Source organism: Pseudemcibacter aquimaris, from assembly GCF_028869115.1.
GTDB classification, from domain to species: Bacteria; Pseudomonadota; Alphaproteobacteria; order Sphingomonadales; family Emcibacteraceae; genus Pseudemcibacter; species Pseudemcibacter aquimaris.
Map to the genome: position 1 here is coordinate 2,331,292 of NZ_CP079800.1, position 22,642 is coordinate 2,353,933.

At 40.7% G+C, this 22,642-nt stretch carries 18 protein-coding genes; 11 read left to right on the forward strand and 7 right to left on the reverse strand.

Annotated elements, in window-relative coordinates; genetic code table 11:
- Nucleotides 1-2 precede the first annotated feature (2 nt).
- From KW060_RS10975 to KW060_RS10990, 4 genes are all read left to right on the forward strand, one after another.
- Nucleotides 3-2,408, forward strand: a complete 2,406-nt coding sequence (locus KW060_RS10975; RefSeq protein ID WP_249034871.1) for a xanthine dehydrogenase family protein molybdopterin-binding subunit — start codon at nucleotides 3-5, stop codon at nucleotides 2,406-2,408.
- Nucleotides 2,409-2,420: 12 nt separating this feature from the next.
- Nucleotides 2,421-3,407 (forward strand): FAD binding domain-containing protein, encoded by a 987-nt coding sequence (locus tag KW060_RS10980; protein WP_249034872.1) that lies wholly within the window; start codon nucleotides 2,421-2,423, stop codon nucleotides 3,405-3,407.
- A gap of 5 nt (nucleotides 3,408-3,412) precedes the next feature.
- On the forward strand, nucleotides 3,413-3,556 hold the full coding sequence (locus tag KW060_RS10985; protein ID WP_249034873.1) for a hypothetical protein: 144 nt from the start codon (nucleotides 3,413-3,415) through the stop codon (nucleotides 3,554-3,556).
- A gap of 135 nt (nucleotides 3,557-3,691) precedes the next feature.
- Complete coding sequence (locus KW060_RS10990) at nucleotides 3,692-4,861, forward strand: hypothetical protein (RefSeq protein ID WP_249034874.1); 1,170 nt, start codon at nucleotides 3,692-3,694, stop codon at nucleotides 4,859-4,861.
- Nucleotides 4,862-4,923: 62 nt separating this feature from the next.
- Here the strand turns inward: KW060_RS10990 and KW060_RS10995 are convergent, their stop codons facing one another.
- Nucleotides 4,924-5,316, reverse strand: a complete 393-nt coding sequence (locus KW060_RS10995; RefSeq protein ID WP_249034875.1) for a hypothetical protein — start codon at nucleotides 5,314-5,316, stop codon at nucleotides 4,924-4,926.
- A gap of 228 nt (nucleotides 5,317-5,544) precedes the next feature.
- Between KW060_RS10995 and KW060_RS11000 the strand changes: the two genes are divergently transcribed.
- Nucleotides 5,545-6,612, forward strand: a complete 1,068-nt coding sequence (locus KW060_RS11000; protein ID WP_274757247.1) for a helix-turn-helix domain-containing protein — start codon at nucleotides 5,545-5,547, stop codon at nucleotides 6,610-6,612.
- 110 nt (nucleotides 6,613-6,722) lie between these two features.
- Nucleotides 6,723-7,487, forward strand: a complete 765-nt coding sequence (locus KW060_RS11005; RefSeq protein WP_249034877.1) for a MipA/OmpV family protein — start codon at nucleotides 6,723-6,725, stop codon at nucleotides 7,485-7,487.
- 41 nt (nucleotides 7,488-7,528) lie between these two features.
- Here the strand turns inward: KW060_RS11005 and KW060_RS11010 are convergent, their stop codons facing one another.
- Nucleotides 7,529-7,828: a hypothetical protein gene (locus tag KW060_RS11010; protein WP_249034878.1), complete on the reverse strand. Its 300-nt coding sequence runs from the start codon at nucleotides 7,826-7,828 to the stop codon at nucleotides 7,529-7,531.
- Nucleotides 7,829-7,950: 122 nt separating this feature from the next.
- Between KW060_RS11010 and pseC the strand changes: the two genes are divergently transcribed.
- Nucleotides 7,951-9,099 (forward strand): UDP-4-amino-4,6-dideoxy-N-acetyl-beta-L-altrosamine transaminase, encoded by a 1,149-nt coding sequence (gene pseC / locus KW060_RS11015; RefSeq protein ID WP_420833189.1) that lies wholly within the window; start codon nucleotides 7,951-7,953, stop codon nucleotides 9,097-9,099.
- An 85-nt stretch (nucleotides 9,100-9,184) separates the two neighbouring features.
- Nucleotides 9,185-12,328: a WD40/YVTN/BNR-like repeat-containing protein gene (locus tag KW060_RS11020; RefSeq protein ID WP_249034880.1), complete on the forward strand. Its 3,144-nt coding sequence runs from the start codon at nucleotides 9,185-9,187 to the stop codon at nucleotides 12,326-12,328.
- Nucleotides 12,329-12,356: 28 nt separating this feature from the next.
- Here the strand turns inward: KW060_RS11020 and mnmC2 are convergent, their stop codons facing one another.
- Entirely contained in the window at nucleotides 12,357-13,013 is a 657-nt protein-coding gene (gene mnmC2, locus KW060_RS11025) for a tRNA (5-methylaminomethyl-2-thiouridine)(34)-methyltransferase MnmC2 (protein WP_249034881.1), read from the reverse strand.
- Nucleotides 13,010-13,516: a GNAT family N-acetyltransferase gene (locus KW060_RS11030; RefSeq protein WP_249034882.1), complete on the reverse strand. Its 507-nt coding sequence runs from the start codon at nucleotides 13,514-13,516 to the stop codon at nucleotides 13,010-13,012. Before KW060_RS11030 ends, mnmC2 begins: the two co-directional genes overlap by 4 nt.
- A gap of 66 nt (nucleotides 13,517-13,582) precedes the next feature.
- Here KW060_RS11030 and KW060_RS11035 point away from each other — a divergent pair, with 66 nt between their 5' ends.
- Both KW060_RS11035 and KW060_RS11040 read left to right on the forward strand, forming a co-directional pair.
- Complete coding sequence (locus tag KW060_RS11035) at nucleotides 13,583-14,488, forward strand: hypothetical protein (RefSeq protein ID WP_249034883.1); 906 nt, start codon at nucleotides 13,583-13,585, stop codon at nucleotides 14,486-14,488.
- Between the two features lie 125 nt (nucleotides 14,489-14,613).
- Nucleotides 14,614-16,500, forward strand: a complete 1,887-nt coding sequence (locus KW060_RS11040) for a sensor histidine kinase (protein WP_249034884.1) — start codon at nucleotides 14,614-14,616, stop codon at nucleotides 16,498-16,500.
- On the opposite strand, the gene KW060_RS11045 is transcribed toward KW060_RS11040, so the two are convergent.
- Nucleotides 16,501-17,424 carry a DMT family transporter gene (locus KW060_RS11045; protein WP_249034885.1) on the reverse strand — a complete coding sequence of 308 codons (924 nt, stop codon included), beginning with the start codon at nucleotides 17,422-17,424 and terminating at the stop codon, nucleotides 16,501-16,503.
- Between the two features lie 89 nt (nucleotides 17,425-17,513).
- Between KW060_RS11045 and KW060_RS11050 the strand changes: the two genes are divergently transcribed.
- Nucleotides 17,514-18,566, forward strand: a complete 1,053-nt coding sequence (locus tag KW060_RS11050) for an aromatic ring-hydroxylating oxygenase subunit alpha (protein WP_249034886.1) — start codon at nucleotides 17,514-17,516, stop codon at nucleotides 18,564-18,566.
- Between the two features lie 17 nt (nucleotides 18,567-18,583).
- Here the strand turns inward: KW060_RS11050 and KW060_RS11055 are convergent, their stop codons facing one another.
- Together KW060_RS11055 and KW060_RS11060 are read right to left on the reverse strand one after the other, a co-directional pair.
- Nucleotides 18,584-20,509, reverse strand: coding sequence for an alpha/beta hydrolase family protein (locus KW060_RS11055; RefSeq protein WP_249034887.1), 1,926 nt, complete (start codon nucleotides 20,507-20,509; stop codon nucleotides 18,584-18,586).
- A gap of 8 nt (nucleotides 20,510-20,517) precedes the next feature.
- Nucleotides 20,518-22,569 carry an alpha/beta hydrolase family protein gene (locus tag KW060_RS11060; RefSeq protein WP_249034888.1) on the reverse strand — a complete coding sequence of 684 codons (2,052 nt, stop codon included), beginning with the start codon at nucleotides 22,567-22,569 and terminating at the stop codon, nucleotides 20,518-20,520.
- Nucleotides 22,570-22,642 lie beyond the last annotated feature (73 nt).

Consider the following 22,642-nt stretch of genomic DNA (forward strand, 5'->3'; position numbering starts at 1 on the left):
AAATGGCTGAGAAACTAATAGGTAAAGATTTCGAGCCACAAGATGTGCGCCCGAAAGTAATGGGAACCGGTAAATATACCGAAGATTTCAGTAAAGATGGCATGTGCTACATGAAAATGTTGCTTTGTCCGATGCCAAGTGCAAACGTAACAAATCTTGATGCATCAGAAGCACTGGCGATGCCAGGCGTTCTTGGCATTCTTACTGCGGACGAAGTGCCTCAGGTGGAAGAGCCATCATATCCGATGCTAACAATGAAGCCACGCCAACTTGGCATGCCGATTTGTGCGATCGCCGCTGAATCAGAAGCAATCGCCGCTGAAGCACTTGAAAAAATCCGTGTTTCATATGAACCACAACCATTTGTACTTGACCCACTGGAAAGTTTATATCCGGGCGGTCCAAACGCACTTGAAAGCGGTAACGTGACTGGTGGCGGTGAAGGAAACAAGCCGATCCACACACGTAAATGGACAGCACGCGATTTCGCCGAAGCTGGTGAAGATAAATTACCAATGGGTGAAGCACCTGTTGAATGGGCAGTAGGTGACGTTGACGCAGCATTTGCAAACGCTGCACTTGTCATTGACGAACCATTCGTAACCGCAAGTTCATCACACGCGGCACTTGAGCCACGTAGTGTTCTTTCTTACTGGGAAAATGGAAAATGCTTTATCCACGGTTCATCACAATCACAAAGTTGGATGATGCCTGGCCTTGCACGTATGATGCAGGTTCCAGTGGATGACATTGTTTATATCGCTGAATATTGCGGCGGTGGTTTCGGCGCCAAAGCATCCCCATATCCAGTACAGGGTATGACGGCTTATATGGCGAAGAAACTTGGTCGTCCTGTTATGCTTCGTGTTACACGCGCCGAAGAATATCATCTTGGTGGTACGCGTCCAGGCTTCCAAGGACAAGTTAAGCTTGCCTTTGATGCAAACGGTAAAATGACAGCTGCTGACCTATATATCGTACAATCAGGTGGTCCACTTCGCGGTTCTGGTGACTATTCATCAGCGGCGGGTGCACTTGCACTTGTTTATACACCAACAAACATGCGTTTCCGTGGTGCAGCGGTTGTAACCAACAAACCTTGGCACGTATCACAGCGTGGTCCTGGTCAAAACCAACTTGCAACAGTTGTTGAGCCACTCATGGACCGTGCCGCGAAAGAACTTGGTGTTGACCGTGTTGCAATTCGTGACATTAACGCTCCGGGTCATGACGTTAAATTCTCAAACAGAAACAGTACTGTAACAAGTGTATACTTAAAAGAAGCATACAAACTTGGTGCGGAACGCTTCAACTGGGATGCCAAAAAGGCAATGTCAGGACAACGTAACGGTAATAAAGTTATCGGTATTGGTGTCGGTTCTGCTTATCACTCTGCCGGTTCAAACGGCTTTGATGGTCTGGTTTCGATCCGTCCGGATGGCAAACTTTATGTTCACTCTGGTGTTGGTAACCTTGGTACTTATTCATATGCGGGCACATGTCGTGCAGCATCAGAAGTTCTTGGTTCATCATGGGAAAATACAGTTGTTCTTCGTGGTGACAGCCGTCACGGTCTTCCGTGGACACTTGCTCAGTTCGGTAGTAACTCAACATTCACCAACACACGTACCAACTATGCAGCAGCGAATAAAGCAAAAGCAATGCTTCAGGAACTCGCAGCAATGGATCTTGGCGGTGAGCCGGGTGATTATGATGTTGCTGATGAAAAAGTATTCAACACATCGGACAGTTCAAAATCCATGACATTCGCACAAGCTGGACAACGCGCTATTGAGCTTGGCGGTAAGTGGGATGGTTCTGAATATCCTGATAATCTGCATGATGTTACAAAATCAGCCATGAAAATCGTTAAAGGTGTTGGTCTTGTTGCTGCGGCAAAAGATGAAATGCCAAAAGAAGGAAGTGCTGCCGGTATGGCCGCATGCTTCTGTATGATCGAACTTGATACGGATACTGGTAAATACGAACTTCTTGAAATGCAAAACATTGCCGATTGCGGTACTGTTCTTCATCCGCAAGGACTTCAGCAACAGCTTCGTGGTGGTGCCGTAATGGGTATCGGTGAAGCGGTATTTGACCGTATGGTTTACGATCCACAAAACGGACTTTGTGCGACAGTTGGTCTTTATCAGACTAAGCCACCGAGCATTCTTGACGTTCCGTCAACAATTGAAACGGATGCTGTTAACCAACCAGACCCACAAAACCCATTTGGTGTTAAGGGTATTGGTGAGCCGGCCATGGGTAGTGCTGCAGCAGCGCTTCTAAGTGCGATTAGTGATGCAACCGGAACATACTTCAACCGTACACCGGTTGATCCGGACATGATCATCAATGCGCTAAGCGGCCGTGCGCAATCCATTAAACCACTACAAGTAAACGTATAGGAGGGTTAGATTATGAGAGATATGATGCCAAACTTTAATCTTGTTCAACCTACTGATCTTGCGAGTGCAATCAGTACGCTTGCTGATGCTGGTGAAAATGGTTGGGCGATGGCCGGTGGTCAAGATAGCCTTGATTGGTTTAAAGATCGCATTAAACGTCCATCAACTGTTGTTGATCTTTCTGGCGTACCGGGCCTAACCGGTATTACGGAAACAGCGGACGGCGGTGTTGAAATCGGTGCGATGACAACACTGACTGACGTTGAAAACAACGACATAATCAAATCAAAATTCGGTGTACTTGCCATGGCAGCAGGACGTGTGGCCAGCCCACAAATCCGTAACCAAGGTACACTTGGCGGCAACATCAGCCAAGATGCACGCTGCTGGTATTACCGTAGTGGTCTTGATTGTTACCGCGCAGGTGGTAACACATGTTACGCTGACACACCGGAAGGTATGAACCGCGAGCATTGCTTGTTCGGTGCATCACGCTGTGTTGCGGTAACACCATCTGATACAGCGGTTGCGGTTGCAACACTGGAAGCAGAAATGGTTATTGCAGGTCCGGGCGGTGAACGTACGGTTCCAGCAAGTGACTTTTTCATTGGCCCAGCCATTGATATCACACGCATGACTGTTCTTGAGCCAGGTGAAGTTCTGACAACAATCCGTATTCCTGGGAAATGGGCTGGTGCACAGTTCTTCTTTGAAAAGGTTGCGGATCGTAACACATGGGATTTCCCACTTGTGAACATGGCATCAGCCATGAAAGTATCAGGTGGCGTGATCGAAGACATCACAATCACTTGTGGTGCTGTTGAATGTGTTCCGAAGCGTCTTAATGTTGTTGAAGATATCGTTAAGGGTAGTGCAACAAACGAAGAAACAGCCGAGCTTGCCGCTGGTGCTGCTTCACGTGGTGCATCACCGCTTAACTATAACCACTTTAAAATTCCACTAATGGAAAATCTGGTTAAGAAAGTGATTAGAGGATAATTGAAATGGAATTATTCCGTTACAGCAGAGATATGTATGGTCAGGAAACACTGCTTGGCGTGTCATGGGATCTCCTCCCCCTGTTCGCTGGCGCAGCTGCCATCGTGATCGTAGGCCATCTAGCATATAGCTTGGTCGCCAAAAAATAATCTTTGCTAGATATAAATAAAGAAAGCCCTGCTAGAAATAGCGGGGCTTTCTTATTATTAAAATTAATTTATATTTCATAAGATTTTGAATTTTGTTAATAATCAATTCTAATCAATTTTCTTGGGGGTAGTATAATGATTGAATCCTGGCATAGTACTGATGGTAATCTAAAATTTAAAGTTCATAAAAAAATTGATCACTACAGGAACAATATCATAGTAAGGTTATTTCCAAGAAAATTTGATCATATTGAATTTGAATTTCATTTTTCCTCTGATCACCCTATTAAAATAAGCACCCAAAGGTGGTATGATACACTCGCACGATTTATTGGGCTTTCCAATGAACATCAATTAAATCATGATCAATTTGATAAATCATTTTTTATTAATTGTGAATCTGCTTCTACAATTGAAAAAATATGCGGCTCCTATGAACAAAAGCATGCATTATTTCAATTAAAATCCATGGGAATGTTATTTTTAAAAATAAATTCTAGAGGAGCGAGAATATTTTTCAAAAAATCATCCTTAAACTTTGAAAAACTAGTAAACACTACAAATACTGAAATTATGCATAATAATAAAGTATCGGAAGATACCTTCAAGACGATCTTAGACTATACAACAATTATTGCGAAACCCTTGAAGAAATCAATCGATACAAGTGCAAATATGACAGAATGGTTATGGTATCTCGGATATACCATCTTTAAACTTTTTATTTTATTAATCGTCGGCATTTTCACAGATAATGAAATTTTAGGAAACTTGTCCCCATTAGAAGAAGCAATGAATAATTGGATTTTTATATCCTTCTTTTTAACTTTTTTAAGTGTCTCTTTTTATATTTACACCTTTCCTATTAAGTCATCCACACATAGGGCTGCTTTTTTACTGTTTCTAATTGGATGGCCAATAATTCATATTTTTGGATACCCGTTAGCAGCAAACATTAACCGTATAGCAACAATAAACCCGTCACCAATACTATATGCTCCAATCATCGATAAAAAATCTATCAAAAGAACAGGGCGACGTAACAAAGCGACTTTATATAAAGCAATTGTAATATGGCCCAACGACAAACCGATAATTTATAAAATAGATATCAAAAGTGAAGAACATATTTTTGTTCGCCCCAATAATCAATGCTATCAATTACAAACAGCAACCGGATTATTTGGATTAGAATATTTTTCAATTGAAGGTACAGTCAACAAAGACAAATCCGATGCATGCAACGCTATCTTCATAAACAAACAATATATAATTGATGAATACTTAAGTCTTAATACTGAGTAATTACTAAGCTCAAAGAATAAAAGCCCCACTAAAAATAGCGGGACTTTTTGTTTGAATTTGCACTAATCCAGTTCAAGTTCTGAATAAAGACTTACCGATAAAATCTTTCTGATTTTACCGAGGCTCGCGAGCCAGTTTGCCCATTCTTCGCTATTTTGAATTTTTTCGGAATCCATAGCAAATGCCGACATATTTTCCCATTCAACCACAACCGCAATTGCGCCTGAACTGGATCCAGCAATAGTCGCTTGCCATGCTTTTAAAGTTCCCGAAGAATTCATACTGTTTAATAGTGCCTGCCCTTCTTTTAATTTTTCAACATAGGCTGCTGTATCTTTAGTTTGAACGACAGTGACTTGACTTACGGCTGCAGCGCTTGTCGCGACAACCCCAAAAAGGTAGAAAACCAGAATTGTAAAAAGAGTTTTCACCTTCGATAATTTACGAAAGTTCATAAGGTATCCCCTGTTAGAATGAAAAGTGTTTACGCGTACGCAACAAATGCAACTAGGGAAAAACAGGACATTTTATTACCATATTTGGCGAATATTTTCCAGCAACATTGCATTGAACAACTGCTTTGATTACTCTTTAATAAACCAAAATATTAAAACCGGAAGCAATCCTTGCCCTCTGTTATCAGCACATTTGCCTATTCTGCTTTATTTTTCCATGCCGTATTTATGATCATATTACTGGTCACAAAGGATGACGAACGCCGCGATCATTTAATATTTTTAAGTGGGGTTTTTGTCACGACGGCGATGTGGTATTTAAATTTAACGCTTACAAAAACTGGCTTTTTTGAAAACTACCCTGCGCTTATTGGTTGGCCGACATTTTTGGTGCCGTTATTTGCACCAACCATTTTTTTCTACATCCATACATTAAGCACCACACGAAAATGGCATTTTAAAAATCATTCTTATTTCCATTGGATTGCGGGTTTAGCCGTCATATTGATGGACCTTCCCCATGTATTATCGCCAGCGGAAAGTAAACTCGCCAATCTGCACATGATAACGGATCAACCACACAGTCTTGATCCGGTAATTGCCGAACTATCGTATTATTCTAACGTGTGTACAGTGTTGCTTTTCGGGTTTTATCTAGTTTTAACGATAAAAAGGCTGCATCAACATGGTGACAGAATTCAGCATGTATATTCAAATCTTGGTGATCGTACCTTAAAATGGATACAAGTGTATGTGCTTTTTGTTGTATCCTTACTCGCGTTAGGGATCAGCAATCTTCTTCAATATTCCGATCAATACAATTGGATCCTACATATTATTTGTGTCACCGGTTTCAGCATCATGAGCCTACGACAGAAACCTGTTTTCGAAATTTCCAATGAAAAGATCACAACTGAACAAGTTGAAACAACTGAAAAGGCTAAGAAGAAACATTTAAGCCCCGAAAGACGCGCCCTCATTGCCGGAAAATTAAGAACGGCATTTGAAAAAGATCACCTTTACCGTGACCCTGATTTAACATTAAGAAAATTAAGCGATGCAGTCGGTTTTTCCACACACCATATTTCCGAAGCGCTACGCGATGACATTAACATGAATTTCTATGATTATGTTAATAAGTGCCGCATCAATGAAGCATGTGACCTGTTAATATCCACCGACACGCCTACGATTGATATTGCATTTGAGGTCGGTTTCAATTCCCGCTCAACCTTTAGCACTGCCTTCAAAAAACATCAAAACACCACCCCTGCCGCCTATAGAAAAGGTGCGTAAAATGACCTAATCGGACGATTAGGTAACATCAATTTCGCAAATTTCATATGTAACCGCATTAACGCGGTATATGCCGTTCATCATATTGACATAAACGGAGTAACTTACAGATGAACCGAATTATCATATTATTTGCTTTTTTCTTCAGTTTAATTGCACCCACTTTTTCTTGGGCACAATCTGAACCTGATGATGCACCAAATAAAGATCAAAGTATTTTAACAATGGGCGTTTTATTTGAAGCAGGCACCAATGCCCTGATCGGAAAAGAAAGACTTTTTCCGATGCCTTTTATCTATTATCAAAATAAGTATGTAACATACGCAACAAATTCATTAATGATCCATCCGGTTGAAACAGGCCCGTTTCAATTATCAGCAATCGGCGCATTCAGGGTTTCCGATATTGAAATGTCATCCGACGACCGTTTCGATGATTTTGAACGCGATTTCGCATTCGAAGCTGGCGGCCACGCAGAATATAGATACCGTAATTTTTCCGTATATGGTCAATACCTAACGGATGTAACCAACGCCCATGAGGGTGATGAAATCACAATCGGCGTAATCGCACGCAAAATGATAGACCGCGTACATTTATCGCTTAACAGTGGTGTACGTTACCGTTCAAGTGAACTTGTGAATTATCTTTATGGTACCACGGGTCAAAAAGGTGCACCTCTTTTCCCTGTGGTTGAACTGGATTCCGGCTGGTTTGGGTTTGCGCGTCTGACTGCAAGCATCCATTTAAAAGACAATTGGTCATTACTTTTGACCGCGGCTGGTGAAAATCTGTCTGAATCTGTGGTACTAAGCCCCGTCGTTGATAAAGAATACACCTTACGCGGCGGCATCGGCATCACATATACATTTTAAAACATTTTTATATGCCCTGCGTCTTCGCGTGGGGCATCATTTCATCCGCCGAACTGATCCAACATTAACTGGCAACCATTGCTGTTTATATTTTTGGTACATGTGACAACAACCAATGAATTGCATGTATCAAACGCCATCTTTTTCATCATTTCCATGACATCCGCTTCTGTATCCGGGTTATCTTTTTCCAATCCATCTTGTGTTTCCACGACGCATTTTTCATATGCATTTTGAAGTTGTGGATTGTCTGACATCTTTGGAATATCAGCAGAGCTACCATCCTGCCCCCCGCAATTCGAAAGAAATAACACGAAAACTAAAATAATTATATTGCGCATTTTGGAACCCCAATTAATTGATCGTTATACTTTGGAAGTATTATTATATTCCACTTTAACGTCAAGGGAACATTGCAATAATCACAATCATTGAGTACCATCCTTTTATGACAATAAAAAAAATAATACCGTACGGGAAGCAAGACATAAATGATGATGACATCAACGCTGTTATTGATGTGTTAAAATCAGACTTTGTTACCCAAGGACCAAAAGTCCCCGAATTTGAACAATCATTAAAATATTACACTGGTGCCAGCTATGCTGTTGCGGTCAATAGCGGTACATCCGCCCTTCATATTGCTTGTCAGGCACTTGAAGTCGGCAAAGGGGATATCGTCTGGACGTCACCGATTACATTTGCGGCAAGCTCAAATGCGGCACTTTATCTTGGGGCGGATGTAGATTTTGTTGATATTGATGAAACGTCATACAATATTTCAATTGACCGCCTTAACCGTAAATTGATTGAGGCCAAATCAATCGGCCGCCTGCCCAAAGTGGTGATCCCCGTGCACCTTTGCGGCCAAAGCTGTGATATGGCCGCCATTTCCGAACTGGCCGAAAAATATGATTTCAAGATAATTGAGGACGCATCACACGCAATTGGCGGAAAATATAAAAACGAGCCTATTGGTAACTCAACCTATTCAGATATTACGGTTTTCAGTTTTCATCCGGTTAAAATCGTCACCACCGCAGAGGGCGGCGCATGCATGACCAATGATGAAAATCTGGCAAAAAAGATGGAATTATTAAGAAGCCACGGCATTACCCGTGACGAAAATCTAATGCAAGGGGATAGTCACGGCCCATGGTATTATCAGCAAATTGATCTTGGCTACAATTACCGCATGACGGATATCCAAGCTGCCCTTGGCACCAGCCAAATGAAGCGCATTGATGATTTTGTTAAAAAACGTAACCAGCTTGCAGCTAGGTATGACCGGTTATTGCTCAGCGAAGATGTGACAATTCCATTGCAGCATGACGATTGTTATTCAGCAAGACATCTTTACATCATCAAATTAAAAGATGGCTATGATCACCGCAAAATATTTGAAAAAATGCGTGATGGCGGTATTGGCGTAAATCTTCATTATATTCCGGTTCACTTACAACCCTATTATCAAAATCTTGGATTTAATCAGGGTGACTTCCCCGCGGCAGAAGATTATTACAGCAAAGCGATCACATTACCACTTTACCCAACGCTTTCTGAAGACGATCAAGATCATGTGGTTGAGACCTTACTAAACGCCCTAAAATAGGGGCAAAAACCTATTTAACCCTGTACAAATCATCCTTTATCAGGCAGGCTATTCCTTTCACAAAATAAACATAAGGGGAGATTAAATGACCATATCTCGCATTCATAAAATGATTGTTTCCGCATTAGTTGGAACAGCTTTTATTATTACCTCATTTTTTACTGGCGCAATGGCCACCGAAACGGTTAATCCGTCATTATATGCCGGAAAAGAATACCGTCTAATCGGCCCATGGCGTGGTGGACGCGCCGCAGCCATTAGCGGTGTTATCGGTGATCCCCTGACTTATTATATGGGCGCTGCTGGTGGTGGTGTATGGAAAACCACCAATGCCGGCACATCATGGTTCAACGTTTCTGATGGTTATTTTACATCGGGGACAATCGGTGCCATTGCCGTATCACAGTCTGACCCTAATGTGGTTTATGTTGGCACCGGCGAAGGGCCAATTCGCGGCGTAACCACTGCAAGTGGCGATGGTATGTATAAATCCACAGATGCCGGTAAAACATGGAAACATATCGGTTTACCGAATGCCGGACAAATCCCAAAGGTTCGCGTCCATCCGACCAACCCTGATATCGTTTATGTCGCCGCACAAGGCAACATCTGGGGCCCGAACGAAGAACGCGGCATTTACCGTTCCGAGGACGGCGGTAAAACGTGGGAACATGTATTAAAAATTGACCCACAGGTCGGTGGTGGCGACCTTGTGATGGATCCAACAAACCCAAGAATTTTGTATGCGGCCATGTGGGAAAATGGACGCACACCGTGGTATATCCTTTCCGGCGGTGTAAAAGGCGGCATCTGGAAAACATCAGATGGTGGGGACACATGGGAAAAACTGGCTGGTGGCTTACCGGAAAAAATCGGTAAAGTCGGCATTGATGTGGCCGCATCAAATCCGGATCGCGTTTACGCTGTTGTCGAAGGCGACATGTACACGGATGACGGTGGTGTATATCGCAGTGAAGATGGTGGCAAAAACTGGACCAACATTAATTCAAACCGTCTGACCCATACACGTGCATGGTATTACAATCACCTTAAGGCCGATCCTAATGATGACAACACCATTTATGTGATGAATGTGCCATTCTTAAAATCCATTGACGGTGGTAATTCATATGAAATCGTTGAAGTTGGACATGGTGATACGCACGACCTATGGATTAACCCGGAAAATAGCTTAAACATGGCGCTTGCCGATGATGGTGGCGCAGAAATCACATTCGACGGCGGCAAATCATGGTCATCAATTATGAACCAGCCAACCGCGCAATTTTACCGCGTGAATACGGATAATATGATGCCATATCGCATTTACGGTGGTCAGCAGGACAATTCAACTGTGGCCATCACATCTGAATCTTTCACAGGTGGTATCGGTGTTGATGATTATTATTCCGTTGGTGGCGGTGAAAGTGCCCATGTTGCCTTTGATGAAAACAATCCAAAATATGTTTATGCAACAACCATTAACGGGACACTCACTGAAATTGATACGGAAAACAGACGAACACGCCCGATTAAACCGTATCCACAATATGTTTTCGGTGAAAATGCTGAAGATTTGAAATACCGTGCAAATTGGAACGCACCGGTTTCAGCATCCCCCCATGATCCGAGCATCATATATTACGGCGCGCAACTAATATTACGCAGTTCCGACCGCGGCGTTACATGGGAAGAGATCAGCCCGGACCTAACCCGCAATGAAAAAGAAAAACAACGCTTAAACGGTGGCCCATTAACAGTTGAAAATGTCGGCGCGGAATTTTACGGCAATGTTTATACCATTGTGGAAAGTCCGCATGAACGCGGTGTCATTTGGTCAGGCAGTGATGACGGGCTTGTATATATAACCCGCGATAACGCAGCAAATTGGGAAAATGTAACCCCACGCAATGCACCAGAAGGCATGATCAACGCGATTGAGGTCAGCCCACATGATCCGGCGACGGCGTATGTGGTTGTTTCAGCATACAAAATGAATGATCCTGAGCCATACATTTATAAAACATCAAATTATGGCGATAGCTGGGAACGTCTTGATGGCGACCTTCCGGATGGGAATTTTGTTCGTGTTGTCCGTGAAGACAAAAACAAGCAAGGATTATTATACGCTGGCACAGAAGGCGGAATGTTTATTTCATTTGATGATGGTGAAAATTGGCAATCTCTTAAGATGAATTTACCGATTGTACCGATCACTGATTTGATGATCCGTCAAGGTGACCTTGTGGTCGCAACACAGGGACGCGGGTTTTATGTCATGGATGACATTTCAATCTTCAGCCAGATTTCAAATGATCAGGCCGAAAAAGAAATCCATGTGATTTCACCAAGCCCAACTATGATGATCACGGGTCGCCGTGGTGGTGGCGCCAACGAGGGCAAAAACCCACCAAATGGTGTGATCCTTAGTTATCATATTAAGGATGACCATGAAGGCCCGCTTTCCATCGACATCATGGATAAAATGGGCAATCTGGTTCGCAGTTATTCAAGCGAGGAAAGCGATCGTGATCGCTGCGTGATTGGCAATATGTCACCACGTCAAAAAAGATCACTTTCCTATCCGTCCAAGAAAAAAGGAATGAACCTTTGGAATTGGGACATGCGTCGTCATGGACTTATTTGTATTGATAACGTGTTTATGTTCTCGGGCTGGAATGGCGCCAAGGTTATGCCTGGTGAATATCAGGCCCGCATTTCCATAGGTGATGCGAGCGAGACCGTTCCATTTGAACTTCTTCCTGACCCAAGGGACAATGCAACAACCACTGAATATGAATTTCTGGAAACAAAGCTTGTTGAAGGAACCAACCTATTCAATGAAATCATTGTTGCCCTTGATAACACCCGTAAAGCACGCGCACAGGTTAAAGCACTGATGAAAGATCATGCAGATTTAATGTCACGCGGCAATGCGGCTATTGAGCAAATTGATACTTGGGAAAAATTAATCGATCAGGTTTATTTCCAGGTTCTTGAAGACGAGGACGCATGGCCAAGTATGCTTGATGTACAAGTAAAACATGTTGTTGATGTGATGGATGGTGCGGGCGCCCCTGTTGCACGTGGTGCGCTTGATCGTCTATCTGACCTTCAAGGCCAGTGGATGGCACGTAAAGCAGAACTTGATGCGATCAAGCGTGATCATCTTGATCCAATTAACGCATGGGCGGAACAAAATGGTGTCCGCCATGTTGTTTCCCCATAAATAAATCAAAAGGCGGCTGGATAAATATTCAGCCGCCTTTATTTTTAAAAACCCCCGATAGCATTTCACGCTTATTGCCAAATCCGGGCCTCTTGGACATATCATATCCTTTTTCCATCAGCCCTCTTCTGACAAAGCCCGCCGCGGTAAATGTCGCGAGCCTTGCTTCAGATGCGGAAAGCCTTGCCACTTCAGAAAAAATGTCATCCAACCACATATCAGGGTTTTTGCTTGGCGCAAAACCATCCAGGTACCACGCATTCGCTTTGAAGCTATGCTTTCTTAATTCTTCAAGGCTATCCCCCAGCAGAATGTTAAGCTCAATTCTGCCATCAAATAACTGTCCGCCATCAGGATAAGCATTTAACATTTCAGCTTTAACATCCTGCAATTCTGGCCAATGGATGGCGTCATCAATTTCCGTCGCTTTTAAAGGATATTTTTCTGTGGAATAATAAATTAGCTTTTGATCATCCTCCGCCGTTTCCAGCCACAATTTCGCAGTCAGCAAAAAATTAAGCCCCGTACCGAAACCAAGTTCCGCGGTGATAAATTCGTCTTGACCCTGCCAAATTTCCGGCGCATCCACTCCATCCAAAAAAACGGCTGTACTTTCCCCAATGCCATCTTCAGGATAAAAATAAATATCATCAAATTCTGTGGAATATGGCGCTTTCTCCCTCATAATTCAGAAAAAACCTTATGATACTTTACCGTGCCGGATACTTTATCAAACGCCCCTGCGGATAATTCCATCGCCATAAAGGCTTCGGCTGGAACATCATATTCGCAAGCCAGATCATATTCAGTTGATGTTTTAAAACCAAACTTTGGATAATAATCAGGATGCCCCAGCAGAACCACACCATCCATGCCTAATTTTCGGCATTCATGAAGTCCTGCTTTGATAAGGGCGCCGCCATATCCTTTGCCTTGTTCTTCTGGTGTGACGGATACGGGCGCAAGTCCCATGATTTTAACATCTTCACATCCGTCAATCGTTACGGGCGTAAACATAATTTGCCCAACGATGGCGCATTCATCATTTTCCGCAACAAGTGAAATTATTGGTGATGCTTGATCACGTAACGCTTTCACCAACCTTGCTTCGCCGTCGCTCTCGAACGCCATTTTCAATATGTCTTCAACAAGGACGTGGTCCTGAATTTCTTCTTTTCTAATTTTCATTTATCAATCTGGTAATTTTATCATCAGCGGTTATTATGATTTTAAAATAAAATAGGGATTATCATTATGAAAGCATTTAATTTATTTCTTCTTGTTTGCCTTTCTTTTTCGTTCACAAATTTGGCATCTGCGGAAACTTATGATGTCACCATTGAACCCGGCAATGTTTATAATATGGCCGCTTTCCGTATGTGGACACCAGAAGGCGTGGATAAATACCGCGGTATTTTAATGCTTAATCCCGGATCAAACAGCGATGGTCGCGACATGGTGGCTGATGATTATTGGCGTGATTTTGCCAGAAAGCATAATTTCGCATTAATGGCAACTTTTCTGCAAGACCACCTTCATGAAAACATGATGATTGAACATTACATCAAAGTATGGGATGACAGCGGCAAAGCCATCATGAACGCCATCGATCATTTCGCCAAAGAAAGCGGCCATGAAGAACTTTCATACGCACCATTCCTGTTATGGGGCATGTCTGCCGGCGGTGAAATCAACCATGAAATCGCCAGCTGGGTGCCGGAACGTGTTATTGCCTATGTTGTAAATAAGGGCGGTTATTACTATTCATCCGTCCCACCCGAAGCCACACGAAAAACACCGGGCCTTTATTCAATTGGCCTTGATGATCTTCCATCACGTAATTTAATGATTAAAGGTATGTACCTTACCAATCGTCGTGCAGGTGCGCTTTGGACACTGGCAGAAGAAAAAGGTGTCGCCCATGAAGTCGCCGGCAGCAGAGATCTTGCAGTCGCATATTATGAAGCCATTATGGAAATGAGAATGGTTGACGGCGCCATCGGTTATAAATCCTTAAAACCTGTCACCGAAGAAATGGGAACAGTCGGCAACATTTATAATCATACCGTTGGACGTGTCGAAGAAGCACGCAAAGAAGATACAACATGGCTACCGAATGAAGATTTCGCAAAACTTTGGAAAGAACATGTTTCAAAATAAATAATGCAATAAATATAAATATTTAAGCGGCTTTTAAGAAAAATAATCGCTTGCATTTTTTTACTAAACACATAAAATAAAATCCAGTGAATAGGTGGTACGGGAAAATTTAGAAGTGGAATTCAATGTCAATTGACAATGATGATGACATTTTAGACATCCTTGTAAATCGAAGTAACTTTTTCGATATCAATAAAAGCGACCTATCCCTGATTGCCGAAGATTTTTATTTGCTGATCATCGATGAAGATCACAATATCATCAAAGCCAACCGCAAATTTATCGATGATTTTAAAAATAGCAGTGATCATGATCAAAAATGGTCTGCGGATATTAAACACAGGTCATATGCGCCCACATATTTTTTCGCCAAAAATAAAGATACCGACAAACAAAACTTACAAAAGAACGATGGCCGCTATATCTGGGTTCAATGGCATAATTACCCTACGGAAATCGGTGGCCAAAAATACACTGTAAAATTCGGTTTTGACATCACGGAGTCAGAGCAAGCCGCACAAATTATTTTAAAAATCAATGATCACGCAAAAATTGGTTTCTGGCGCGTGGATTTGATTGAACAATCCTTATATTGGTCTGATGAAATTTATGACATTCACGGGGTTAAAAAATCGGAATATACGCCGACCGTGGAAACGGCCATTAATTTTTATCATGAAGATGACATTCCCATCATCACAGAACGGGTCGAAAAATGTATTGAAACTGGTGAGCCATTTTCCGTACAACTTAGGATCATTACATCATCAAGTCACACGTCATATGTTGAATCAATCGGTAAACCGGAATTTGACAACGATAACAATATTATTGCTATTAGCGGCACATTTAAAGATCGCACCCAAACGGTACTTATCGAAGAAAGCCATGAACAGACACGGGAAAATCTGTCTAACTTAAAAAACATTTCATCACACCTTCGCCGCACGCTTGATGAACATGCCATTGTATCGGCGACAGATGAATTTGGTAAAATCCAATATGCCAATTCAAAATTTTGCGACATCAGCGGATATTCTACAGACGAGTTAATCGGTAACACCCATAACATCGTTAAATCAGGTCGCCATGATAAAGCATTTTATGATGAACTATGGCACACAATTAAATCAAGCCAAACCTGGCAGGGGGAAATCTGCAACCTTAAGAAAAATGGCGATAACTATTGGGTTTCATCAACGATTGTACCCTTTACCAATAGAAAAACCGGTAAACCCGAACAATTTATTTCAGTGCATACAGATATCACCCAATTAAAAGAGACACAAAGCAAACTGGATCAATTATATGTCGAGGCACTTGCCGCCAGTGATGCCAAAACAAAATTCATTGCCAATATGTCCCATGAATTAAGAACCCCTTTAAACCATATCATTGGGTTTACTGAAATTGTGCAATCAATGAATAACGATCCCGCGCTTGAAGAAAATCTTGATATCATCAGAAACGCTGGTGATGAATTATTATCAAAAGTAGAAAACGTCTTAAAACTGGTAAAAAGCCAGTCACTGGAACAAGAACAGAATGCCCAAGTCGACCTGATTGATTTGCTGGTATCCGATATTATCCCCTTTGCCGAAAATTCCGCACGGGAAAAGAAACAAAAAATTGTCACACGCCTGCCTGGCAAATTGCCGCATCTTGCCTGTGATAAAATCGATCTGCAGAATGCCTTGCGGCAACTGATTAAAAACGCTTGTCAGTTTTCCTTTAACGGCGACACCATCGGTATAGAAGTTACCACAAGAAAATCCAAAGTGGATATTATCGTATTTGATAACGGCCCTGGTATGCCATATGAAATCACATCAAGCCAGCTTGACCCCTTTAATATTGGTGAAAACGTGCTTACCAAAGCAAATAGCGGTATGGGACTTGGTCTTCCGCTTGCGAAAAGCCTGTGTCAAAAAAATGATGGTAAATTCTGCATCGAAACAGAAGCTGGCCAAGGCACAAAAATAATCATGACATTCTACAAAGCTGTCGTTTGATTATTTTTTCTTTTTCTTAACGCCCGACTTGCAAACGATAATGCCACTGATGATAAGTGCTGCACCAATGAAGTGATACATGCTTAAAATTTCACTAAAGAGTATCCATGCAAGAATTGCGGCGACGAGCGGCTGAATTAATAATGTTACCGAACCAAAAGCCGCCGGCAAATGCGCGAGCGCATAAACAATCATGCTTTGACCGATGACATTTGTAAACCACGCAAGCCCAAAAAGTGGCCACCAATCAACCAATGTCGTTGGGATAAAATTACCCGTTTCGCTTAACGCGATCGGCATTAAAAACAAACTCCCAAAAAGGCTGGTCGCAAGCATAATGGATACGGTTGAAAATTTCTTGCGCGCATTGGCGCTATATATAATATAGCTGGCGTAGGCCACTGCCGTCACCAGAGACAATAAATCACCCGGCAAATTTTCCGGTTCCAGTTCAAAACTATGCCCCATTAAGGATACGGCCCCAAATAACGCAAGCGCCATACCACCAATAAAGGTTTTATTAAACCTTTCCCCGAAAAACAGAAAGCCACCAATGGCGGTAAACACAGCCGCCATATTGGCAAGCAATGTTGAATTGGTAACCGATGTCAATTGCACCGACCAATGCCAAAGCGTTAAATCAAGCGCAAATAAAAACCCAACGATGATGAATGTTTTAATATCTTTTTTATTCGCCCCGGGCATGGGCTGCCCAGTATTTTTCTTAATATCGATAAATTGCCATATAACCAATAATGGAATACTTAAGGCAAGACGCCAGAACGCAGACGATGACGGCGTCACATCAGCAAAACGCATAAAAATGGGCGATGTACCGATTGCAATACCACCTAGCACTAAAAGAGTGAAAGCCATAACATTGAAATGACTTTCTTGCTTTTCCTCTATGACTTGCTCTGACATACTATTTTCCACTGATTAGAGACTTGAACAATAACGCTTCTGTGATAGTCTGTTTTTGTAAATTTTAATAGTAAAAAAATGAGCCATCCATGAAGTCTTATTGCAACGATGACCTTGCCGATATTCACACACCGTTATTGTATGATTACTGGTACGTGGCGGGTCTTGCCACGGAATTCACACGTGATCTAAAAGAGCGCACAATTTTAAACAGAAGCATTGTGATGTACCGTGACGAAGACGGCGATGTTGTTATCCTGCAAAACCGATGTGCACACAGATCATTCCCCCTTTCAGAAAGCAAACTTGAACAGGGTGGCATTCGTTGCCGGTATCACGGCATTAAATATGACCATGACGGCAATATCACCGATGTGCCTTGTCAGGATAAATGCCCGAAAACCAAAATCAGAAAATACATCACCAAGGAAATCGGCCCCGTGGTTTGGGTCTGGATGGGTGATGATGACAAAGCCAACGAGGACGACATCCCCGAATTACCGGTTCACGATATGGATAAATGGACCCATGTTGTTGGCAAATATAATTATATGGAAGGCAGTTACATACTGCTTCATGAAAATTTATGTGATTTAAGCCACTTACCGTTTCTGCACGAAGACACATTTAAATTCCCGAAGGAATATACATCCGCCCCGATTAAGATCGAGCAGGACGGCGACGAAGTTATTTTTTACCGTGAACTCGGGGATTGGAACCTGTTAAAACCGTTCTTCCATCCGGGACTGGATTTCGGCAATAAACAAGTACTTTATAAATCCGGCGGTCATTATATGACCCCAGCGACCAATAAAGGATACGGCCTGCTTTTCCCGTTAGATGAAAATGGAAACCCGGAACAACCGACCGGCCATTACGTCAGTCACTATCTGACACCAGAAAGCGAAGATCGCTGTCATTATTTCTGGTTCATTGCCCGCAATTACGCCCTTGATGATGAAGAATATAGTGAAAAACAAGGCACCATGGTGCAACACGGCTTCGACGAAGACCGCGATGCTATCAAATACCTACAAGGCATATTCGATCGTGATGGCCACGATTACAAAGAAATCAGCATCAAAGCTGACAAACCCGGCATTGCCATGCGTCGAATTATTAAGAATTTAGTAAGCAAATGATCAAAATGAATTAAATCTCATTCTCCAATATGAGTTTGCAAAAAGGTGATCATTTTTTCAAAAAATATTTTCTTATGATGTTTTTGCAATAAAAAATGTGTACCACTTTCAAGTTCGAGAAATTCATAATCTTTCTTTGCTTTCTTTAAGGCGCGGTCCATCATATGGCTATGCTTGATCTCTACTCGAATGTCACTATTTCCATGCACCAGAAAAATTGGAACCTTAATTTTTTTTGCCTGCTTATTAGGTGATTTTTCATTAATGTTGCCTTTAGAAGGGTTTCCGACAACCCTGTTTTTAATCATCCCTTTTTCCGGTAATATTTTAAAAGTGTCAAAATAAGATTTAAGATCAGTAACTGGTGCAAATGAAATGGCGCACTTATAAAGATCTGGATCTTTAACAACCCCCATTAATGCTGCATACCCACCATAACTGCCACCAACAATACATATTTTTTCAGGATCAACATTTTCGTTTCTTACCAACCACTTTACGCCGTCAGTAAGGTCATCTTGCATTTTTCCTCCCCACTCACCTTGGCTCATATTGACAAAAATATTGCCATAGCCTGTTGATCCCCTAAAATTTGGCTGCAAAACAACATATCCTCGGTTTGCGAGTAATTGCACCCATTCATTATAATCTTGAGTATCCCTGACCCAAGGTCCTCCATGAGGTAAAATTACAGCAGGTAAAAGCTCATCAGTTTTTGTCTTTGGCCTTGTCAAGTATGAATGTATTTCAAGACCATCCCGGGAAAAATAGGTTATCGGATTGACGTCAGCCAATTCATAATTCTCAACTGCTATTGAATTTGAAGCTACTAATTTTAACCCTTCGGTTTTTCTTTCATAAATATAAAAATCAATCGGTGACACTTCATTACTAGCTGAAACAACAACATAATCCTGATTTTCACCATAACTTGAAAGAAATATATTTTTTCCGTTAATCATTTCAGATAATTTATTATGAAGATTCTCAAGATTTTCATCAAAAAATTCATATTGCATTGTATTGTCTACATATAATGCAGCGACAACTTTTTCTTGCTGATAAGAATATATAATATCCTGAGCATCGACCTTAGGATGCTCAAATACTTTGGAGAGAATTCTTTTCCTCTTATAATCATAGTGATAAATTTTCTTTCTGCCGTGACTGACAGAAGAACTAACAAACATTGTTTCATTTGTTACACCATTCGTTAATGGCGCAAAATTACCACTTTCAAACAATGGTTGGTCACTATAATCTCTAAATTTTTCAGCATCATGATCGTATATTAAAAGTACTTGCTTTTCATCATCATTACCATAACCCAAAAGCGGCGTTCCATCTTTATCTACGACCCAAGATAATACTGGCTCACGTTCTTTTAAAACCAATTCGCTATCACCAGTAATTATATTAACCTTATGCAAACTCGGATAAAGTTTCTTTTTTACCGGATGCGAAATTAAGATGTGGTCATCATCTTCCGGAAGTGCATGAAGTAAAGTAGCAGGCTGGTTAGCAACCACCCTATTAACTTCATATTTAAGAAAAACATTTATATTATTGATGTTAGTGTCAATTAACGCCCATTCTCTAAAATATTTTTTAACCGTTCCTCTAGAGTTTTTTTCAAGCACGGTATAAGCAACAATTAACTGATCATTATTTATCCATGCAATGTTGGATAATAATGAAATAGGCAAACTATATTCCAAGTTTATATCATTTGTCTTAAAAGGGTTTCCTTTTATCCATACTTTAGGCTGGCCAGACGATAGCGATAAAATGAAATATTTCTCCTGATCCGGTGAAATAGACACAGCATTATATTTTGAAGTTTCAATTAAATTATCAATAGGGATTTCTTGTGAAAAAGTACTACTTATCACTACCCAGGGACTAATTATTAATAACACCAAAATCAGAGCAAGTTTCTTCATTCTCAAATTCATTCAATACCTGTTGCTGACGCAATATTATCTATAGTTGCTACGTCATTATGCTCTTGTAAAAATTTTTCTAACTCTAACAAAAAGGATTTACGTTGCTCATAAGTCGTGAAATCATTCCCTGCCCCTTCAATCACAACATAATTATGCGGAATATTATACTTATTTAATGCTTCAACAAAATTATCTGTGGAATCTTTCGGCACCGAATTATTAAGTTCTCCATGAAATAATAGCAAAGGAGTTTTAATATCTCTTACATTATGCTGAGGAGAAATTTTTCTAATTGCTTTATTCTTTTTCTTACCAATCATTCGTTCAGCAATATTTTTTCCTAATGCTGATTTTATATTTTTCACTAATTGATACAAATCAGCGATTGGAGCTTCAGCAATCACACAGTTGAAAAGTTCAGGATTTTGAATACTACCCATTAGAGCAATATAGCCAGCAAAATTTTTTCCCATTATGCATACTTTGCTTTTATCGACCATACCTTCAGAAACCAAGTATTCAATACCATCAATAATGTCGTTTTGAATATTACCGCCCCATTCACCATACCCCATCATCTGGTATTGCAATCCATACCCAGACGAACCTCTGTAATTAGGCTGAAATACTGCGTAACCTCTACTGACTAGAAATTGAATTATGTAATTATACTCATTAACATCTCTTCCATCTGGATTGGTATGAGGCATAACAATCAAAGGTAACTTATCATTTTCATTACGATCTTTTGGCAAGGATATAAGCGCTGGAATTTCAAGCCCATCTCTTGAAAAATAAGTAATACTTTCTTGTTTGGTTAAATATTTTGGATCAAGTCTATAATTCAGTTCTCCTAGCAACTGTAACTGTTTATTTTCAATATCCATTCTGTAAAAAGCGCCGGGAAAAACATCGCTATCTGACTTAATAAGCATAAATTTATTATTATTTGTAATACTGACCAAATGATTGTTTCTATCAGGTAATGCTGAATTAATCGCAGTCATTAGTTTTTTATAATCTTCGTCTAAATAGTATCTTTCAAGCTTATCTTCCTGATAGGTCACTGCTAGAATTTTTTTATTTATTTCAGAAAACTCCAGACCATTTACATCAACATTCGGATGCTCATAAAGTTTATTCGTCAGAACTTCATTTACTAAGTCAAATTCATAAATTGCATATCTGCCGTTTGAGGCAGGTGAAATCACAAGAATACTGTTTTCAGTTTCACCAAAATTAACTGGCCGAAATCTGTCATCCTGAAAAATTTCTTGATCGTGTAAATTTACCCAATCCGTTTCGCCTGCTTTTCTGGCAATCATAATTAATCGCCCATCTTCTGCCCCTACACCAAACCTGACATTACCATCATGATCCGTAATCCATTGTGTTATTTTATCAGCAGCTGCCTGCGCTATACTCGTTTCACCGTTATAAACATTTAGATATTTTACAGTAGGAAATTGTTCTTCATTTTCGGTTGTTGAAATTAGTATTTTGGATTCATCGTTCCAAAGCATGTCGATTTCAAAATTGTTAATCGCTTGCAAGTTATTCAAAAACAGTGGATTAAAATCATATTTATATTCGTAAATTTTTTCTAATCCCGAGCCATTGACATCAAATCCATAAACAGTCTTTTTCAAAATGAAAGAAAAAGTCAGGTTTCGACCATCAAAACCAAAATCAATATTATCTATACTATTTATTGTTAGAAGTACTCTAGTATCATTAACCCAAAATATTTTACCTAATAAACCTTTCGATACAGCTCCAACATAATGCTGCTCAAGGTCATCATCATCAACAGGATCAACTCTAAAAATATATTTATCGTCATTTGGATAAACATAAAGAATATGTTGACCATCTGGCGAAAGGGATATGTCATTAAATTCAGGCTCTTGGGCAAAAAGTAAAACTGGTATGTCGCTGGCTTTGTCATATTTAAAATAATCCATTCCAGGTGCAACTTCTTGTGCATAGCTTGTAAGCCCAACTGAAGTAAGTAAACCAATTAAAATGAATAAAAAACTTTTATGCTTAAAGTACAATATACCTTCCCCCAATGGTTCTGTATTTTAGATTTTTACATTCCGTATTAAATGAACACTTTAGTCATTTGTC

Excerpts from the sequence above, each read along its gene's own strand:
- KW060_RS11010 (WP_249034878.1), bottom strand. The coding sequence starts at position 7,828 with ATGCGCAATATAATTATTTTAGTTTTCGTGTTATTTCTTTCGAATTGC.
- KW060_RS11000 (WP_274757247.1), top strand. The coding sequence starts at position 5,545 with ATGATCATATTACTGGTCACAAAGGATGACGAACGCCGCGATCATTTA.
- KW060_RS11045 (WP_249034885.1), bottom strand. The coding sequence starts at position 17,424 with ATGTCAGAGCAAGTCATAGAGGAAAAGCAAGAAAGTCATTTCAATGTT.
- KW060_RS11050 (WP_249034886.1), top strand. The coding sequence starts at position 17,514 with ATGAAGTCTTATTGCAACGATGACCTTGCCGATATTCACACACCGTTA.
- KW060_RS11035 (WP_249034883.1), top strand. The coding sequence starts at position 13,583 with ATGAAAGCATTTAATTTATTTCTTCTTGTTTGCCTTTCTTTTTCGTTC.
- KW060_RS11020 (WP_249034880.1), top strand. The coding sequence starts at position 9,185 with ATGACCATATCTCGCATTCATAAAATGATTGTTTCCGCATTAGTTGGA.
- KW060_RS10980 (WP_249034872.1), top strand. The coding sequence starts at position 2,421 with ATGAGAGATATGATGCCAAACTTTAATCTTGTTCAACCTACTGATCTT.
- KW060_RS10990 (WP_249034874.1), top strand. The coding sequence starts at position 3,692 with ATGATTGAATCCTGGCATAGTACTGATGGTAATCTAAAATTTAAAGTT.
- KW060_RS10985 (WP_249034873.1), top strand. The coding sequence starts at position 3,413 with ATGGAATTATTCCGTTACAGCAGAGATATGTATGGTCAGGAAACACTG.
- KW060_RS11005 (WP_249034877.1), top strand. The coding sequence starts at position 6,723 with ATGAACCGAATTATCATATTATTTGCTTTTTTCTTCAGTTTAATTGCA.
- KW060_RS11030 (WP_249034882.1), bottom strand. The coding sequence starts at position 13,516 with ATGAAAATTAGAAAAGAAGAAATTCAGGACCACGTCCTTGTTGAAGAC.
- KW060_RS10975 (WP_249034871.1), top strand. The coding sequence starts at position 3 with ATGGCTGAGAAACTAATAGGTAAAGATTTCGAGCCACAAGATGTGCGC.
- KW060_RS11055 (WP_249034887.1), bottom strand. The coding sequence starts at position 20,509 with ATGAAGAAACTTGCTCTGATTTTGGTGTTATTAATAATTAGTCCCTGG.
- mnmC2 (WP_249034881.1), bottom strand. The coding sequence starts at position 13,013 with ATGAGGGAGAAAGCGCCATATTCCACAGAATTTGATGATATTTATTTT.
- KW060_RS11040 (WP_249034884.1), top strand. The coding sequence starts at position 14,614 with ATGTCAATTGACAATGATGATGACATTTTAGACATCCTTGTAAATCGA.
- KW060_RS10995 (WP_249034875.1), bottom strand. The coding sequence starts at position 5,316 with ATGAACTTTCGTAAATTATCGAAGGTGAAAACTCTTTTTACAATTCTG.